The 16,560-nt window shown below is 58.1% G+C and carries 16 protein-coding genes; 10 read left to right on the forward strand and 6 right to left on the reverse strand.

Annotated elements, in window-relative coordinates:
- Together JBO08_RS17080 and JBO08_RS17085 are read left to right on the forward strand one after the other, a co-directional pair.
- Positions 1-715: ribonucleotide-diphosphate reductase subunit beta (locus tag JBO08_RS17080; protein WP_154949409.1), on the forward strand; the 715-nt coding region annotated here is incomplete at its 5' end.
- Between the two features lie 302 nt (positions 716-1,017).
- Positions 1,018-1,665: an HAD-IB family hydrolase gene (locus JBO08_RS17085; protein WP_065875417.1), complete on the forward strand. Its 648-nt coding sequence runs from the start codon at positions 1,018-1,020 to the stop codon at positions 1,663-1,665.
- Positions 1,666-1,814: 149 nt separating this feature from the next.
- Here JBO08_RS17085 and JBO08_RS17090 read toward each other — a convergent pair whose 3' ends face one another.
- Positions 1,815-3,359, reverse strand: a complete 1,545-nt coding sequence (locus tag JBO08_RS17090; RefSeq protein ID WP_220074354.1) for a Fic family protein — start codon at positions 3,357-3,359, stop codon at positions 1,815-1,817.
- A gap of 270 nt (positions 3,360-3,629) precedes the next feature.
- Positions 3,630-4,589, reverse strand: coding sequence for a LysR family transcriptional regulator (locus tag JBO08_RS17095; protein WP_220074355.1), 960 nt, complete (start codon positions 4,587-4,589; stop codon positions 3,630-3,632).
- Positions 4,590-4,782: 193 nt separating this feature from the next.
- Between JBO08_RS17095 and argH the strand changes: the two genes are divergently transcribed.
- The 7 genes from argH to JBO08_RS17130 all read left to right on the forward strand — a co-directional run bounded on the left by argH (position 4,783) and on the right by JBO08_RS17130 (position 11,650).
- Positions 4,783-6,210, forward strand: a complete 1,428-nt coding sequence (gene argH, locus JBO08_RS17100; protein ID WP_065881077.1) for an argininosuccinate lyase — start codon at positions 4,783-4,785, stop codon at positions 6,208-6,210.
- A 118-nt stretch (positions 6,211-6,328) separates the two neighbouring features.
- Positions 6,329-7,207 (forward strand): amino acid ABC transporter permease, encoded by an 879-nt coding sequence (locus tag JBO08_RS17105; RefSeq protein ID WP_025859372.1) that lies wholly within the window; start codon positions 6,329-6,331, stop codon positions 7,205-7,207.
- A 24-nt stretch (positions 7,208-7,231) separates the two neighbouring features.
- Complete coding sequence (locus JBO08_RS17110; protein WP_065875413.1) at positions 7,232-7,996, forward strand: amino acid ABC transporter ATP-binding protein; 765 nt, start codon at positions 7,232-7,234, stop codon at positions 7,994-7,996.
- 25 nt (positions 7,997-8,021) lie between these two features.
- Entirely contained in the window at positions 8,022-8,843 is an 822-nt protein-coding gene (locus JBO08_RS17115; protein ID WP_065875412.1) for an ABC transporter substrate-binding protein, read from the forward strand.
- Positions 8,844-8,944: 101 nt separating this feature from the next.
- Positions 8,945-10,135, forward strand: coding sequence for an MFS transporter (locus tag JBO08_RS17120; protein WP_065875411.1), 1,191 nt, complete (start codon positions 8,945-8,947; stop codon positions 10,133-10,135).
- 89 nt (positions 10,136-10,224) lie between these two features.
- Positions 10,225-11,175 carry a hypothetical protein gene (locus tag JBO08_RS17125; RefSeq protein WP_065875410.1) on the forward strand — a complete coding sequence of 317 codons (951 nt, stop codon included), beginning with the start codon at positions 10,225-10,227 and terminating at the stop codon, positions 11,173-11,175.
- Between the two features lie 94 nt (positions 11,176-11,269).
- Positions 11,270-11,650, forward strand: coding sequence for a helix-turn-helix transcriptional regulator (locus JBO08_RS17130; RefSeq protein WP_083207121.1), 381 nt, complete (start codon positions 11,270-11,272; stop codon positions 11,648-11,650).
- On the opposite strand, the gene JBO08_RS17135 is transcribed toward JBO08_RS17130, so the two are convergent.
- From JBO08_RS17135 to JBO08_RS17150, 4 genes are all read right to left on the reverse strand, one after another.
- Complete coding sequence (locus JBO08_RS17135) at positions 11,580-12,137, reverse strand: AAA family ATPase (protein WP_065875409.1); 558 nt, start codon at positions 12,135-12,137, stop codon at positions 11,580-11,582. The genes JBO08_RS17130 and JBO08_RS17135 overlap by 71 nt on opposite strands.
- A 97-nt stretch (positions 12,138-12,234) precedes the next feature.
- Complete coding sequence (locus JBO08_RS17140; RefSeq protein ID WP_220074356.1) at positions 12,235-13,737, reverse strand: amidase family protein; 1,503 nt, start codon at positions 13,735-13,737, stop codon at positions 12,235-12,237.
- A gap of 110 nt (positions 13,738-13,847) precedes the next feature.
- Complete coding sequence (locus JBO08_RS17145) at positions 13,848-14,429, reverse strand: hypothetical protein (protein ID WP_256530451.1); 582 nt, start codon at positions 14,427-14,429, stop codon at positions 13,848-13,850.
- 273 nt (positions 14,430-14,702) lie between these two features.
- Positions 14,703-15,752: an MBL fold metallo-hydrolase gene (locus tag JBO08_RS17150; RefSeq protein ID WP_065875406.1), complete on the reverse strand. Its 1,050-nt coding sequence runs from the start codon at positions 15,750-15,752 to the stop codon at positions 14,703-14,705.
- A 122-nt stretch (positions 15,753-15,874) separates the two neighbouring features.
- Here JBO08_RS17150 and JBO08_RS17155 point away from each other — a divergent pair, with 122 nt between their 5' ends.
- Positions 15,875-16,501: a TetR/AcrR family transcriptional regulator gene (locus JBO08_RS17155; protein ID WP_220074357.1), complete on the forward strand. Its 627-nt coding sequence runs from the start codon at positions 15,875-15,877 to the stop codon at positions 16,499-16,501.
- Positions 16,502-16,560 lie beyond the last annotated feature (59 nt).

Genomic DNA, 16,560 nt, shown 5'->3' on the forward strand with positions numbered 1-16,560 from the left:
GTACATCCTGCGCCAGGCCTTCGAAGAAGCGATCCACACCCACGCCTACCAGTACTGCATCGAATCGCTGGCCATGGATGAAGGCGAGATCTTCAACATGTACCACGAGATTCCATCGGTCGCCAAAAAGGCTGCCTGGGGCCTGAAGTACACCCGCTCGATCTCCGATCCGAAGTTCGAAACCGGCACTGTCGAGACTGATAAAGAACTGCTGCGTAACCTGGTCGCCTACTACTGCGTGCTGGAAGGCATCTTCTTTTACTGCGGCTTCACCCAGATTTTGTCCATGGGCCGTCGCAACAAAATGACCGGCGTCGCCGAGCAGTTCCAGTACATCCTGCGCGACGAGTCGATGCACCTGAACTTCGGTATCGATGTGATCAACCAGATCAAAATCGAAAACCCGCATTTGTGGGATGCCGAGATGAAGGAAGAAGCGACCCAGATGATCCTGCAAGGGACTCAGCTGGAGATCGAATACGCGCGCGATACCATGCCGCGCGGCGTGCTGGGCATGAATGCGGCGATGATGGAGGATTACCTCAAGTTCATCGCTAACCGTCGCCTGTCGCAGATTGGTTTGAAAGAAGAGTATCCGGGCACCACCAACCCGTTCCCGTGGATGAGCGAGATCATGGACTTGAAGAAAGAGAAGAACTTCTTCGAAACCCGTGTGATCGAGTACCAAACAGGCGGCGCGCTGAGCTGGGATTAACTCCTAAGCCAAGCAACATCAAGGAGCCCTGACTTGTTCAGGGCTTTTTTATGCGCGTTGATTTGCCATTTCTTGAAGCACATCGCGCTGATCACCTCGCCGAGAAGGGTTCGGATCGTACAAGCAATGCTGTAGCCTTGCATCCCAATTGCCATCAGTGTTGCACCGATAAAGTATCGGTAGCCTTCATCGACGGGCTCTACAAAAGTCCAAAGATTGGCACGGGAGTAATCTCCCGCTGTCACACCTGACACGCACCTAAAAATACTAGATAGGACCGAGGCCAACCCGTGAACCCAGACATGCTCGAAGCCGGCCCCGCTGACGCCAAAGTACTCTCCGTCTTTGACTTCGACGGCACGCTCACCCACCACGACAGTTTCGTGCCGTTCCTCAAGTTCGCCTTTGGCACCGGTGAGTTTTATGGCCGGATGGTCAAGCTGGCGGTGCCAGGTCTGCGCTTTTTGTTGCAGCAGATCAGCCGGGATGAGTTGAAGGCGCAGTTGATCCGCACCTTTATGACCGGGGTGGAGAAGGCGTGGGTGCAGCAGAAGGCCGAGGAGTATTGCCAGCGCAATTGGGCGCGGTTGATGCGCCCGGCCGGCGTGCTGTCGGTGGAGCAGGAGTTGGGTTCGGGCGCGGTGGTGACGCTGTGCTCGGCGTCGCCGACGTTGGTGTTGCAGCCGTTTGCCGATCGTCTTGGGATCAAGTTGATCGGGACTGAGCTTGAGGTGGTGGATGGGGTGCTGACCGGTAAGCTCACCGGGAATAACTGCCGGTGTGAGAACAAGGTGTTGCGGCTTGAGGCGGTGTATGGGGACCTGGGGGAGTATCGGCTGCGGGCCTGGGGCGATACGCGTGGGGATCGGGAGTTGCTGGCGGCGGCGCAGGATGCGCATTTTCGGCATTTTCATGCGAAGAAGAAAAGGCGGGCTCGGTTGCAGCGGTGATGCGGAGGGTTGGGTTGGCGGGGGGATCGAGGTGATCCCATCGCAGCATGGCTGGGGTTCGACAGCTCCCAACGTTTGATCGGTGTCAGACTGGGTAACGCACTAGCATGGGGTGCCCGGGGTTGAGTGGCCGCATAGGCCCATCCCGATCACTCGTTAACGCTACCCGATTCTTGTTCTTCAAATGCGGATCGCACCGCTTCCACTACCCGTTCGGCTAAGTGAGCAACTTCCAACTGCGGATAAGCTTTTTTCAATTTCCCCGATATCTGCCAGCCATTTTCCTTTAGCGAGCGAATGACGCGGTTTGCGTCCTGATCCGGCATTTCCAGCACGTCTTTGAGCTGCTCCTGAGCGCGCTGAAAAATGACCAATACACGCGCTTCATCAGCCATTTCTGTCCGGACGGTATGCGCCACAACCTGTGCCGTATACAGGACATGCTCAGTCAAATCGGGATAGCGCCACGCGAATTGCGCATCTTCATAGTCATCAAAGACCAGGTTGCTGCGGGTGCCGTCCTCGTAGACGACGAGTTCGCCAAACCGATAAGACGCGGCGTAGCGTTGCATGAATGGTCGCGAAAACACCTCCAGCGTGCGATCGTAACGTGCCCGAAAATCAATCGAACTTGTGATCGTGGCTGATACCGGCAGGATCACGCCATCAGGCACCGCATTATCACGGATCAACGTATCGTTGATAAGAAAGCGATGGATCCGACCATTGCCGTCCCGCATGGGGTGGATATACACGAAGGCGAAAGCGATTACAGCTGCCCGGGCCAGCGACTCAGAACCTCGTGTTGCCAGCTCGAATGCTTTCAAGCCATTGAGCAGTTGCGTCAGCACCTCAAATTGCGGCGCAATGTAGTGCACGATGTCCTCGCGCATGGTCGCCTGCCCCACAAAGATCGGCGAGCGCCGCAAGCCCAGCCCGAGAGCCTCGCCTCCCAAAATACCGGCTTGCAACGTGTGCAGGCTTTCGTTGCTCAACGGATCCTCGATATGGCCACAGTATTTGGCGATCACGTGGGCAAACCGCTGGATCCTGTCGGCTTTGTCTGCCTCTCTCTCGATCAAGAAGCTGGCACGCGACTCCTTGAACGTCAGCCAACTTGCCGTGCGCATCAGGATATCGGCGCCAAAGGTCTGGTTCAGTTCTCGCAGTGCTGCACCCAGATCAAACTGCAGCGCGTCTTGTACAGCTTCGGTACGGCGGATCAGAGGGGAGAACGCTGGCACGCCGGGAAGATTATCGTTGATGCGCCAGCGTCGTATCCTCAGAGGCTCAACGCGGGTCAGGTAATGCTGCGATGAAACAGCATCGACATAGCCGCCATTGGTTACGTCTGGCACATCAAGCTGCCGTCCGGTTACCCATTCGTACAGGAATCCGGTGCGGCGGGCATATTGACCAAAGGGCGTTTGCCGGCACCAGGCTTCAACGGGTTCGGGGCCGGCGGCAGCAAATAGGCGAGCGAAGAATTCGAGGTGAATTTCTTCGTACTTGAGCCCGAACTCGAAATGCCCTGCAAAGTCGTCCGAGGGTTGGTAGCTGAGGGGGTACTTACGCTCGACATGTCCATTGCTCTCGTGGCTCATACGGGTCGTACCGATTACCGATTCGACGCGTAGTGGCTGTGCAAGCGCGATACGGTAGCGGTCAGCGAGTGCCTTGAAGCCTACCTGCATGGTCGAATCCCCTAACGAACGCTAAAAAACGATAACTATTAGGGAATGGTAGGCGAAAACGATAATTTTGTGAGTACGAAAATGCTAATGCGCTATTAAATTTGCTAACAATTCAGCTATTTCATTTGAAAACGATAACGACCTAAAAGAAAGCGATCCGAGTTGAGGGTCCGTAAGGAGACCGAGGCGATCCCTTCGCAGCCTCGCTGGGGCTCGACAGCTCCCACAGTTGATCTCTGTCGCTCGGAGGGACGGTGTTTGGCTTGAGTGTTATGTCGTGGCTTTGAGGTCCACACCCAGCGCCGTTGCAAAGGCTTTTACCATCGGGCTGCGCGGGGCGTTGTGGCGCAGGATGAGGTTGAAGGCGGTGCTCAGGTGAACTTGCTCCGGACACAGTGCGCGCAGGCACCCTTCCCTTACCAATGGCGAGGCGTAGTGTTCGGGCAGGAAGCCGAGGAAGCGGCCGGTGAGGATCAGGATGGCGACGGCTTCGACTTGTGAGGCCGAGGCGGACTGGCTGTCGTAATTGACGAAGGTGGCCTTGTCGCGGTGGATCGCATACCGGTGGTTCACCACTTCGTATTGGCGCAGCACGTCGGGCGTGATGTCGCTCGCGCTGAAGAGTGGATGTCCTACAGCGCAGTAGACGTGGGCTTTTTCTTCGTACAGCGGGAAGTAGTCAAATTCCTCTCGGCGTTGGTACACCGGCACGATGCCGACGATCAAGCGGCCTTCCACCACGCCACGTTCAACTTCGTCCAATTGCGAGGCATGTAGGCGCAATCTAATTTTTGGTGATTCGCTATGTAATTTCCCCAACGCGGTAATTAGCGGGGAATTAACGTCGGACACGGTGTTATCAATAACCCCCACACTAAGGTCGCCAATGAGTTCGTTTTGCGCCGAACTAAGCTTGTCGCGAAAACTGTCCACCGAGGTAAATAACTCGATGGACGCCTGATACACCAACTTGCCTTCTTCGGTCAGGCCGAACCCTTCCCTCCCCCGTGTACACAGGCGCATGCCGATGCGGATTTCCAGGTCGGAGATTTGTTTGCTGATAGCCGCGAGCCCCACGTTCAGCTCGTTTTGCGCGGCGCTAAAGCCGCCGGCTTCGACCACGGCCATAAATACCCGCAGCAATTTGAAGTCCAGCCCGCTCAGCTGCAGGGGCGGTCGTGTGCCGGGTTTTGGCGGTAGGTTTCCAGAAGTGGAAAGTGGAGTTTCCATAATACGCGTTGACCTCAAGTGCCATATTCAACAGGCTTCAACCCAGTCCTTGAACATAGCCAGGCGGCGATAATGAACATAAACAACCGCCCTTGGCAACCTTGAATACGGCGCGTCAGACGCTGATTCAGTCTAGTTGAAAACTTATTTTTACTGCCTCCGACTCTTCTAAAAACAAGCGTGAGGAATACCCATGTCCCAGCCCACCGACCGCCTTTGGGGCGCTCGTTTCAAGACCGGTCCGTCTGCTGCATTGGCCGCGTTGTCGCGTTGCCCTGAGCGCTATTTTCGCCTGACGCCCTACGACCTGGCCGGCTCCCGTGCCCATGCCCGTGAGTTGCAGCGCGCCGGTTTGCTGGATGAGTCGGAGACCTTGCGTACCCTCGAAGCCCTGGAGGGGATCGGCGCTGACTTCGCCGCCAGCCGCCTGCATCCGACCCTGGATGACGAGGACGTGCACACCTTCATCGAACGCGTATTGACCGAGCGCCTCGGCGCCTTGGGCGGCAAGCTGCGCGCCGGGCGTTCACGCAATGATCAGACCGCGAATGACCTGCGGCTTTTCCTACGCGACCACGCGCGCACCATCACCACTGAGGTGTTGGGTCTGCAAAAGGCGTTGGTGGAACAGGCCGAGCAGCATGTGGAGAGCATCTGCCCAGGCTTTACCCATTTGCAGCAGGCGCAGCCGATTGTGTTTGCCCACCACTTGCTGGCTCATGCGCAGTCGATGCTGCGGGATGTGCAACGTTTGGTGGATTGGGATGCGCGTGCAGCGCTGTCACCGTTGGGTGCGGCAGCCATGGCCGGTTCGGCGATTGCGCGCCAGCCGGAGCATTCGGCCAAGGAAATGGGCTACACCGGGCCGTGCGAAAACTCGATTGACGCGGTAGCCAGTCGCGACCATGTGGCGGAGTTTCTGTTTGTGGCGGGCATGCTCGGGGTGAATATTTCGCGGCTGTCGGAGGAGTTTTGCCTGTGGTCGTCGCGCCAGTTTCGCTGGGTGGTGTTGGACGATGCCTACGCCACCGGCAGCTCGATCATGCCGCAGAAGAAGAACCCGGATATTGCCGAATTGGCGCGGGGCAAGGCTGGGCGCTTGATCGGCAACTTGACCGGGTTGATGTCGACGCTCAAGTCGTTGCCGCTGTCGTACAACCGCGATTTGAGTGAAGACAAGCACAGTGTGTTGGACAGCGTGGACACCTTGCTGCTGGTACTGCCGGCGATGGCCGGGATGGTTGCGACCATGAAGGTGCAGGTGGAAGAGCTGCGGCGTCAGGCGCCGATGGGCTTCACCTTGGCGACGGAGGTGGCGGATTGGTTGGCCACCCGTGGTGTGCCGTTTAAAGAAGCCCATGAGATTACCGGCGCGCTGGTGCAGGCCTGTGAGAAGCATGAGATTGAGTTGTGGGAAGCCTCGCCGGCGATGTTGGCGGAGGTGGATGCTCGGTTGCTGCCTGAAGTGCGGGACTGCTTGACCCTGGAGGCGGCGATTGCGGCGCGCAGTGGGTGGGGTGGGACGGCGCCGGAGCGGGTCAGGGAGCAGATTGGGCGGTTGAAGGTGGCGTTGGCTGAGCAGCAGCGATGGGCTGAGAGTTATCAGGGGTTTCGGATGTAAGCCTGGGAGATTTGTAGTGTTTGGGCTGGCGCTTTTGCAGGCAAGCCAGCTCCCACATTGGATCGGGTTTTAACTGTTGGATCGAGTAGAGCGGTAATCGCTTTTTTGGAGAATCACCATGAACCAAACCCCGGCCGAGCGCTTGGAAATAGAGCGCAAGTTGTCCGAGAACCAGTTCGATATCACGCAGTACGAACACGTGCCGCGTCGCTATTACGGGCGGATGTTTTTTGCCACGTTGATCGTGATCGTATTGGCCGCACTGTTGCGTGCATTCGCCAACGGCCAGATCGAATGGTCCTACATCGGTCAGTTCCTCACGTCTGAGGCCATCCTCTGGGGCCTGGTGAACACCATCGTCATGTCGATCCTGGCGATGGCGCTGGGCGTGGTGATCGGGGTGATCACGGCGATCATGCGCATGTCGGCCAACCCGATCCTGCGGTATGTGGCCATCACCTACACCTGGCTGTTCCGTGGCACGCCGTTGATTCTGCAGTTGCTGCTGTGGTTCAACCTGGCGCTGATTTTCCCGGTGATCGCGATTCCCGGCCTGTTCAGCATCGACACCGTCGACCTGATGACACCGTTCGTGGCCGCCCTGCTCGGCTTGAGCATCAACCAGGGCGCCTACACCGCCGAGGTGGTGCGCGCCGGCTTGCTGTCGGTCGACACCGGCCAGTACGAAGCCGCCAAGTCCATCGGCATGCCGAGCCTGCAAGCGCTGCGTAGGATCATTCTGCCGCAGGCCATGCGGGTGATCATTCCGCCTGTAGGCAACGAGTTCATCAGCATGGTGAAAATGACCAGCCTGGCCAGCGTGATCCAGTACTCGGAGCTGCTGCACAACGCGCAAAACATCTACTACGCCAACGCGCGAGTCATGGAGCTGCTGATTGTGGCCGGCATCTGGTACCTGGCGGTGGTGACTGTTCTTTCATTTGGTCAAAGCCGCCTCGAGCGTCGTTTTGCCCGCGGCGCCGGCAAGCGTTCGTAAGTCTGGGTTGAGGAGATTTGCCCCATGAGAAGCATCGTAAAGGCCGTCAACCTGAACAAGTATTACGACGAATATCACGCGCTGCGCGACATCAATATCGAGGTCGAGCAAGGCGAAGTCATGTGCATCATCGGCCCGTCGGGTTCGGGTAAAAGCACGCTGCTGCGTTGCGTCAACCAGTTGGAAAAAATCGACAAGGGTGGCCTGTGGGTCGACGGCGAGCTGGTGGGTTACCGGGTGGTCGGCAACAAGCTGCACGAGATGAATGAATCGCAGATCGCCCGCCAGCGCTTGGCCACCGGGATGGTGTTCCAGCGCTTCAATTTGTTCCCGCACATGACCGTGCTGCAGAACATCATCGAAGGCCCGTGCCAGGTGCTCAAGCGCTCGCCCAAGGAGGCCATTGAGGATGCGTTGGAGTTGCTCGCTCGCGTGGGCCTGGCGGACAAACGAAATGCCTACCCGGTGGAATTATCCGGTGGGCAACAGCAGCGCGTGGCGATTGCCCGAGCGCTGGCGATGCGCCCCAAATTGATGTTGTTCGACGAACCCACGTCAGCCCTTGACCCGGAGCTGGTAGGAGAAGTGCTGTCGGTGATGCGCGATTTGGCCACCACCGGCATGACCATGATCGTGGTCACCCATGAGTTGGGCTTCGCCCGCGAAGTGTCCAACCGCATGGTGTTTATGGATGCCGGCCAGATTGTGGAAGCCGGCAGCCCCGAAGAAATTCTAATAAGCCCACAAAACCCGCGTACCCAAAGCTTCATTTCTGCCGTTCGCACTTAACTAGAAAACTAACGAGAACGCCCCCATGAAAAAATTGTTTATCCCAACGTTGCTCGCAGGCCTGATGGCTTCCACCTGTGTATTGGCGGCATTGCCGGCGGCAATCAAGGACAAGGGTGAGATCAGCGCGGCCATCGTGCCGAATTATCCACCGATGGATTTCAAGGACCCCGCCACCAATAAGCTCACTGGTTTCGACTTCGACTTGGGCAATGCCCTCGCCGAACGCCTGGGCGTGAAGATCAAATGGCAGGAAACCGGCTTCGAGCAAATGCTCAGCGGCCTGACCACCAAGCGCGTGGACATCGTGCTGTCGGGCATGACCGACACCGCCGAACGCCAGAAGTCGGTGACCTTTATCGACTACTTCACCAGTGGCCCGCAGCTGTACACCCTGGCCAAGCGTGAAGAGATCAAGGAATTGACTGACCTGTGCGGTAAAAAAGTCGGCACCAGCCGTCGTACCACCTGGCCGTCGGAAATTGCCGCGTGGAGCAAGGAAAACTGCGAAGCAGCGGGTAAGCCAGCGATCGTGGTGATTGGTACTGAGGGCTCGGCGGATGCGCGGGCGCAGTTGCAGCAGAACCGCCTGGATGCGGCGATGCAGGGCAGCGAGACGATTCCTTATTTGATGTCGTTGGACAAGGGCAAGTACAAGCCGGTGGGCCTGGCGATTTCCAAGCAGTTTACGGGGCTCGGGATTGAGAAGAGCAACACCGAGTTGGTCACGGCGATCAGTGAAGCGTTGCAGGGCATGATTGATGATGGGACCTACGGCAAGATCCTGAAGAAGTGGGATCTGGAGCAAGGTGCAGTGGAAAAAATCTCCATCAATGCCGGCCAGTAAAATGATCTGAATGTGGGCGCTGGCTTGCCCGCTCCCACATTGATCTGTGTCCACATTTGATGTGTGGTGCATTGGCACAATAAAAAGGACGCTCGCCCACCGTGGTCACCTACTCCCTGGTAATCCGCCGCCTGCTGATCTGCTCGGTGACCATCGTGGTCAGCCGTGCCATGACCAGCCCGCTGCTGGCCTTGCTGCTCAGCACGCGCCTGGGCCTTAACCAGCAGGACATCGGCTTGCTGATGGGCATCGCCGTATTCATCGCGACACTGTTGGGCCTGTACGGCGGCTACATCATCGACCGCCTGGAAAAGCGCAAGCTGCTGATCCTGGCCATGCTGTCCAGCTCCATCGGTTTTCTGTTGCTGACCTTTGCCAGCAACCTCTACCTCACCACCTTGACCCTGGTGATCACCGAAGCGGCGTCGGCGCTATTCCTGATTGGCTCCAAAGCCATCATCAGCGAAAACCTGCCGGTGGGTGATCGCGCCAAGGTGTTTTCCCTGCGCTACACGCTGACCAACGTCGGCTATGCCACTGGCCCGATGGTCGGCGTGGTGATTGCCGGCCATATGCAGTTGGCGCCGTTTCTGATCGCCAGCGCCATCGCGTTTGGTAGCGTATTCCTGATGATAGGCATTCCACCCACCCAACGGGATGACAGCCACAAACCCTTGAGTTTCCTCAGCACCTTGCGCACGTTGCGCAGCGACCGCACGCTGATCCTGTTCACCAGCGGCAGCCTGCTGAGCACCATTGTCCACGGGCGCTACACCCTGTATCTGTCGCAGTTTTTGCTGGTGGCCTACAAGCCCGCCGAGGCGCTGAAGATTCTGTCTGCGGTGCTGGCCTGCAACGCCGTCACCGTGATCTTGATGCAGTACCAGATCGGGCGGTTTCTCAAGCGTGAGCAACTGCGTTACTGGATCGTGCTCGGCACCTTGCTGTTCATTGTCGGGCTGATCGGGTTCAGCCTGGCCGACAGCCTGCTCACCTGGTGCCTGGCGATGTTCGTATTCACCTTGGGCGAGATGATCATCTACCCCTCGGAGTTCCTGTTTATCGACACCATCGCTCCCGATGCCCTGCGCGGCAGTTACTACGGTGCGCAGAACCTGGCGGCGTTTGGCGGAGCGATGAGCCCGGTGATTTGTGGTTATCTATTGATCAATGCGGCGCCCGCCAGCATGTTCTATGCCCTTGGTGCACTCACAGCAATCGGTGGCACCTTGTGCTTCATGAGTGGGCGACGCGTGGCTGAGAACCCGCCGCCCCCAACACTACACATCTAATGTGGGAGGCGCTCGCTCCCACATTTTTGATCTCCATAGGGCTGATATTTGCGTAGTATCGCGCTACTCATCTCACGGACCCGAGCCCCATGAAATTCGACACGGCCTACTGCCTGAGTCTCGACGACAAGCTATCGATCTACGACGTACGAGACCTGAATTTCGACGAAACCGCTGATTTCGACTCAGACAAGGACAGTTTCCTGTGCCCCAATGATGCCTGCCGCGCAGCGTTTGATAAGGGCGGCAATACGCTGAGCACTTTCAACGCGAAGAACGTTAACTACCAGCGCACGCCGCATTTCAAGAACAAAACCAGCACCCGGCATATCGACGGCTGCCGCTACGCCAGCACGCACAAAACCGCGACGGATGAAGGTGACGACGAGCGCGAGGAAAATTTCCCATCGGAATTTGTGCTTACACGGCGTCAGTACGAGCGCAAGGCGCCACTGACCGGCGCGGAAGGAAGCAGCCCTCAAAATGCAGCGAAAACACCTTCAATTCGTGTATCCACATCCCACAGCACCAACGACAGCACCCCAGACAAAACCAGCGTCTTCGCCCACCCAGTGGAATGCTATGTGTCCAACATCGACGACAAGGACAAGCTCAAGAGCATGCCGTTGAAGATCGGCGAGCACACGGCAAGCTACTGGACGTTTTTCAAGAAGATCGAATACCTGCAAGACAACAAGGGCTTGATCTACTGGGGCAAGATCAAGGCGATCAAGGACTACACCAGCAGCTTTCGCATCGACTTCGAAAAGAAGGTGTGGCTCGATAAAAAGCCCTACTCAGTCAACGTGTACCTGAACAAAAAGCTTATCGAGAACTACCGCATGCGCACGGCGTTCCTGGAGCAGATCAAGGCTGCGGTGGACAGCGAGCGGGCGTTGTATTGCTTCTTCTACGGGGTGACCCCGGAGCTGAAACAGGTGCCGAGCAAGAAAAACCCCGAGCAGACATTTGGGGTGTTCAGCGCGAATATCGAGAACCTGGATCACTTGATCATTCGTGAGGCGCCGGGGGTGGATTAGTGGGTGAGTACAAATCCAGTTGATGAGCGGTCAAAACAACTGTACAAAAACACAGTATAGTTTGTCCTCCCCCGTCGAACCCTGGAGAAACCCCATGTCCTCTCTGGCAATGAGCTCTTTCGTAGAACAGCAGATCGTCCTGCATCAATTCACCGCCAAACACAGCGTACAGGCACGCGCGATGCTGGGCTGGAGCCGGGAAGACCTGGCCCGCCTGGCAGGTGTGTCGGCGGAGGCGATTCAACAGTTTGAAAGCCAGCGAGATGTGGGTGATGAAACCCGTCTGGCATTGGCATTTCGGTTGGAGGCCGAGGGGTTGGTATTTTTCCCGGGGTTTGCGCCGGGGTGGGGGATGAGTGTGCGCCGGTTTGACACGACCTCAACCGAGCCCACGCCCCAAGGCATCATCTCCCGCTTGCTCGGCACACCGACGGCATCAATTGACTCACCAACCCCTCAACCGAATGGTGCGTAGAGTCCAGCCGCATCACCGGGCAGGTCAGCGCCTTTAGCCAGGTTTCATGCCGGCGCAAGCTACGCAGGCTGTGGTTACCGCCATCATAGCGGGCGGCCCAGGCCAGGAACGCGACGCTGTTTTCATGGCGGCTACCACCTGGCAGGATCGCATCGCCGTAGCGTTGCACTTCCCGCAGGCGCAGACGGTGCAGGCGTGATTGCGAGTCGAGACGCAGGAATACTACGTGGGTGAAGTGCGGGATCATGGGGTCGCCCCAGCCGCACAGTGAGCCGGACAGCACCCAGCCTTCAAGATCGGCGGCTTGTTCCTGCAGCAAGCGGATGCGTTCATCTTTGGGTCGCGCGACGGTGAAAGGGTCTGGCGTCTGCTGCCAGTAGAAGTTGTCCGAATCGAAATAGGCAACGTTCAAGCGTTCGGCCAAGGCCTTGCCCAGCGTCGTGGTACCGGCGCCCGCTGCACCGAGGATGTGAATTCTGTAGGCCATGGCGGCCCTCCATGGCACTGAGTGTAGACGCCGGGAACCTCAGGACTGCGGTTGCAGTACCCGACGCCCCATTTGCGATGTGAAATTATGAGCCCGGTCAAAGCCCAGGTTTGATTGCCGCCTGGGCTGCCTGCTCATACCCATGGGCCACTGCCAACAACGTGGGCTCGGACCAGCGGGTACCAAAAAAGTAGGCACTGGTCGGTAGCCCGTCCTCGTTCGCCCCGGAAGGTACGGCGATCCCTGGGTAGCCGGCCGCTGCGACACCGAAGTAACTGTTGGTCTCGAAATCCGAGACCATGGCGTCGAGTTTTTCCGACGTGATCGGGTCGTCCACTGTGCTGCGAAAATCCTGGATCAATTCGTCCCACAGTGGCTTGCGCTGCTCCGGTGTCAGGGTTGAAGCGCTGATTTCCTTGAGCACCGGTTGATGATCCACGTCGGTGCCATCGCGCTCGTTGTTGAACTTGATCAACTCGGTCAACGACTTGACTGGTAACCCCGAACGCTTGGCCAGGTAACCGTTCAGTTCCTCCTTTACATCCGAAAGCAGTAACTCGTCGTAGCGTGAGGCATCCGCCAAGCGCATGTTGACCGGCACCAATACCGCATCCTGCTCGCGAAGCACCTCAAGTGTCCGGCCAAATTGCACGCTATTCACCACTGGCAGGGTTTCGCCATTTGCGGAGAACGTCGCGGGATATCCAATACGCTTGCCTTTCAAGGCGCCCGGAACCAGTAGTTCGGTGTAATCAATACCTTGGGGCGCTCCTACACTCGCTGGGTCTTGAGGATCGCTGCCGGACATGGCATTGAGCATCAGCGCTACGTCGAACACCGAGCGAGCCATCGGGCCCGGTGTGTCCTGGCGCTGGCTCGCGGGGATAATCCCATTGCGATCCAGCAGGCCGACGCTGGGCTTGAGCCCGACAACACCATTGAACGCTGCCGGCACAATGATCGAACCATTGGTTTCAGCCCCCACCGCCAAGGGTGCCAGGCCAGCGGCGACTGCGGCGGCGGAACCGGAGCTGGAACCGCCGACGTCCGCACCGGGCTGGTGAGGGTTGCGGGTTTGCCCACCCCGGCTACTCCAGCCATCGGGGCCACCTCGAAACCCAGCCAGTTCGGTCATATTGGTTTTACCCAGGATTACCGCGCCCTGCTGAATCAGGTGATCAACCAACGGCGCGTTCTTGCCGGCCGTTGCGCCGACCAGTCCATACGCACCTGCACTGGTTTGCATGCCTGAGGTTTCAATGGTGTCCTTGAGCAAAACAGGAATGCCATGCAGCGGCCCGCGCACGTTGCCGCTGGCTCGCTCACGATCCAACTCGCGTGCGGCCTCAAGTGCTTCAGGGTTGAGTTCAATGACGGAGCTCAGTTGCGGGTCCACCTCGCGAATCCGTTCCTGCAGGTAAGTGACCAGATTGGCCGATGTGAGCCCGTCCGACCGGGCCATTTGCGTGCCTAGCTCTTTGACACTGAGGTATTCGGTACCTGGAGGAACTGCCTTTGACGCGACGGGAGCGTAGTCGCCAGCGAAGGACTGCACGAGTTGCCGAACGATGGAGCCCATACCATATGCGATACCTAACATAAGACCTCTTAGGGGGTAAGAAATGACGAAGGACCCAGATTGATCCGTGCCCCAGTCTAAAAACCCATCCCCCGTTCAGCAGCGCGACCCAGGTCATTTACAACGTAGGATTATTCAACGCTGTGGGTAGCCACGCCTGCATCCATCAGATCCCGGACGCTCCGATACCCCTGTACCAGGCTTTTCAGCGAATCCCTCGACCATTGCGCACCGTAGAACCATAGCGTGGCACCATCCCCCAGTGGTTCGCCAAGCACCGGATACCCACTCCTGCAAGCGCTATGGAAAGCGGCGCTGCGGCTGTCGGACACCAACGCGTCCAGTTGATATTCATGCACAAGCTCATCGATTTCATTGCGCGAGTACTGCGGGCCATTGCCTTGGTGTGCAAGCACCGGTACCGGCTGAGCCCCCGCCCGTGACAGGATGTCCAGCGCTCTCAGGAAGGATGAGTTGTGCTCAATGAGCTCGTGTTCATGGCCGCCGGCGAACCGCTCGGCAAACCCCACGCGCCTGCCGCTCAACGCTTGGGCTGGCGTAAAGGGGCTGTTGTTTTGGACGAGGGGCACTTGCACCATCACCGGCCCAGAAGGATCGACACCACTCAAGGCAATCAGTGACAGCGACGGGTCGCGCAGGGGTTTAAGGGGAAGTCCTGGGGCGTCATACCCCGGGACCGGAACGCTGCTCACAGGCTGATCATGAGCGCGGGGATCGATGCCAAAATTGATGCCTCTGAGGCTCGCATGATCCTTGGACGTAATTGCCTGACCTGACCGTTCAGTGAACACAGGTGCGGGGTGGTCTGTCGGACACGGCATACCCGCTGGCCAATATTTCCCACACTTACTCTCCATAAGATCTGCCTCCCGAAAAATGACTTTCCGGGAATCATCGCACCCTTGACCGGCGTCTGTCGCAGCTCTGAAACAGCTTGAAAACTCCTTTTTCCGATACCTCTTTCGTCAGCTGGCGAGGTGTTCCTGTGCGCCTTGGGTTTCCACCTCCAACCACCATGCATACCCACGCTCGGGTTGATTCAAGCTGAATGCCTGCCCCATCGGCGGCGTGGTAATCGAAACGCTGCGCTCCCACGCCAGGGCCATGATGCGGTCAAACGGTTCGTGCCACGCATGAAACGCCAGGTCGAAGGTGCCGTTGTGAATCGGCAGCAGCCAGCGGCCTTTGAGGTCGATGTGCGCTTGCAGGGTTTGCTCCGGCTGCATGTGCACATGGGGCCAATCGACGTTGTAAGCACCTGTTTCCATCAACGTCAGGTCAAACGGGCCGTACTGTTCGCCGATGCGTTTAAAGCCATCGAAGTAACCGGTATCACCGCTGAAAAAGATCCGCCGCGCGCCATCGATCATCACCCAGGAACACCACAGGGTCTGGTTGGCATCAAACAGGCCGCGCCCGGAAAAATGCTGCGCAGGCGTGGCGACAAATCGAATGCCATCCACCTCAGTGCCTTGCCACCAATCCAACTGATGCACTTTGCTCGCCTCCACGCCCCACTTCACCAGGGTGTCGCCCACGCCCAGGGGCGCAAGAAAATAGCGGGTTTTGTCAGCCAATTGGACGACAGCCTTGCGGTCAAGATGGTCGTAGTGGTTGTGGGAAAGAATTACCGCTTCCAACGGCGGTAATTCCTCAAGACTGATGGGCGGTTGATGGAAACGCTTGGGGCCGGCCCAACTGAATGGGGACGCGCGCTCGGCGAACACCGGGTCGGTCACCCAGAATTTACCGCGCATTTTCAGCAATACAGTCGAATGCCCGAGGCGGAACACGCTGTGATCCGGGGCCGCCAGTAACTGCTCGCGGGTCAGCGGTTGCACCGGGATCTGCCCCACCGGTCGCGTGCTGCGCGGCTTGTTGAACAGCATGTTCCAGAAAATGCGCAAGGTCTTGCCGAAGCCACCGTGCTGCACAGGGGCATCGTTGCTGAAGTGGCCCTGGTCCTGCCTGGGGGTTGCTGGCGAAGAATCGACACGGGACGAGATCGTGGCCATTACCGGGTGACTCCTACGGGTCGCTATAAATTACACTGCACAGTGTAGTTTCAAGATTGCAACAAAATCCGGAGCAAGTAAACTACCGAGTGTAATTTTCCCTGAAGAGCCGAGCGCTGCCCATGACTGCCCCTCAACGCCTCACCGACCGCAAACGCGAAGCCATCGTGGCAGCGGCCATCGCCGAGTTTCGCGAGAACGGTTTCGAGGTCACCAGCATGGACAAGATCGCCGCCACCGCCGGCGTTTCCAAGCGCACGGTGTATAACCACTTCCCCAGCAAGGAAGAGTTGTTCGCCGAAATACTCCATCAACTCTGGGCCAGCAGCGTCGCACAACTCGACGTCAGCTACGCCAGCGATCGCCCGCTGCGTGAACAACTGCGTGGGTTGCTGGAAGCGAAGATGCAGATGATGTCGGACGCCAATTTCCTCGACCTGGCCCGGGTCGCGATCGCCGCCACCATCCACTCACCGGAGCGCGCACAAGACATGGTCAACCGCCTGAGCACACGTGAAGAAGGCTTCACCCAGTGGGTACGCGCCGCTCAAGAGGACGGCCGACTCAACTGCAGCGACCCGGCATTTGCCGCGCACCAGATCCAGAGCCTGCTCAAAGCCTTCGCATTCTGGCCGCAGATCACGTTGGGCCAGCCGGTACTCGACGCGGCCAATCAGGCCAGCGTTATCGAGTCAGCCATTGACCTGTTCCTGGCCGGCTACGCGGTCACCCCTTCCAGTCATCAGTAAGAAACCATTGCTTGAGCGACATTCCTGGTCGTTTTTGACGTATTCGCACGCTGTCCTGC

The organism is Pseudomonas sp. LAP_36, assembly GCF_019456785.1.
In the GTDB taxonomy this organism is placed as follows: Bacteria; Pseudomonadota; Gammaproteobacteria; order Pseudomonadales; family Pseudomonadaceae; genus Aquipseudomonas; species Aquipseudomonas tritici.

Excerpts from the sequence above, each read along its gene's own strand:
- JBO08_RS17085 (WP_065875417.1), top strand. The coding sequence starts at position 1,018 with ATGCTCGAAGCCGGCCCCGCTGACGCCAAAGTACTCTCCGTCTTTGAC.
- JBO08_RS17090 (WP_220074354.1), bottom strand. The coding sequence starts at position 3,359 with ATGCAGGTAGGCTTCAAGGCACTCGCTGACCGCTACCGTATCGCGCTT.
- JBO08_RS17095 (WP_220074355.1), bottom strand. The coding sequence starts at position 4,589 with ATGGAAACTCCACTTTCCACTTCTGGAAACCTACCGCCAAAACCCGGC.
- argH (WP_065881077.1), top strand. The coding sequence starts at position 4,783 with ATGTCCCAGCCCACCGACCGCCTTTGGGGCGCTCGTTTCAAGACCGGT.
- JBO08_RS17105 (WP_025859372.1), top strand. The coding sequence starts at position 6,329 with ATGAACCAAACCCCGGCCGAGCGCTTGGAAATAGAGCGCAAGTTGTCC.
- JBO08_RS17110 (WP_065875413.1), top strand. The coding sequence starts at position 7,232 with ATGAGAAGCATCGTAAAGGCCGTCAACCTGAACAAGTATTACGACGAA.
- JBO08_RS17115 (WP_065875412.1), top strand. The coding sequence starts at position 8,022 with ATGAAAAAATTGTTTATCCCAACGTTGCTCGCAGGCCTGATGGCTTCC.
- JBO08_RS17125 (WP_065875410.1), top strand. The coding sequence starts at position 10,225 with ATGAAATTCGACACGGCCTACTGCCTGAGTCTCGACGACAAGCTATCG.
- JBO08_RS17130 (WP_083207121.1), top strand. The coding sequence starts at position 11,270 with ATGTCCTCTCTGGCAATGAGCTCTTTCGTAGAACAGCAGATCGTCCTG.
- JBO08_RS17135 (WP_065875409.1), bottom strand. The coding sequence starts at position 12,137 with ATGGCCTACAGAATTCACATCCTCGGTGCAGCGGGCGCCGGTACCACG.
- JBO08_RS17140 (WP_220074356.1), bottom strand. The coding sequence starts at position 13,737 with ATGTTAGGTATCGCATATGGTATGGGCTCCATCGTTCGGCAACTCGTG.
- JBO08_RS17150 (WP_065875406.1), bottom strand. The coding sequence starts at position 15,752 with ATGGCCACGATCTCGTCCCGTGTCGATTCTTCGCCAGCAACCCCCAGG.
- JBO08_RS17155 (WP_220074357.1), top strand. The coding sequence starts at position 15,875 with ATGACTGCCCCTCAACGCCTCACCGACCGCAAACGCGAAGCCATCGTG.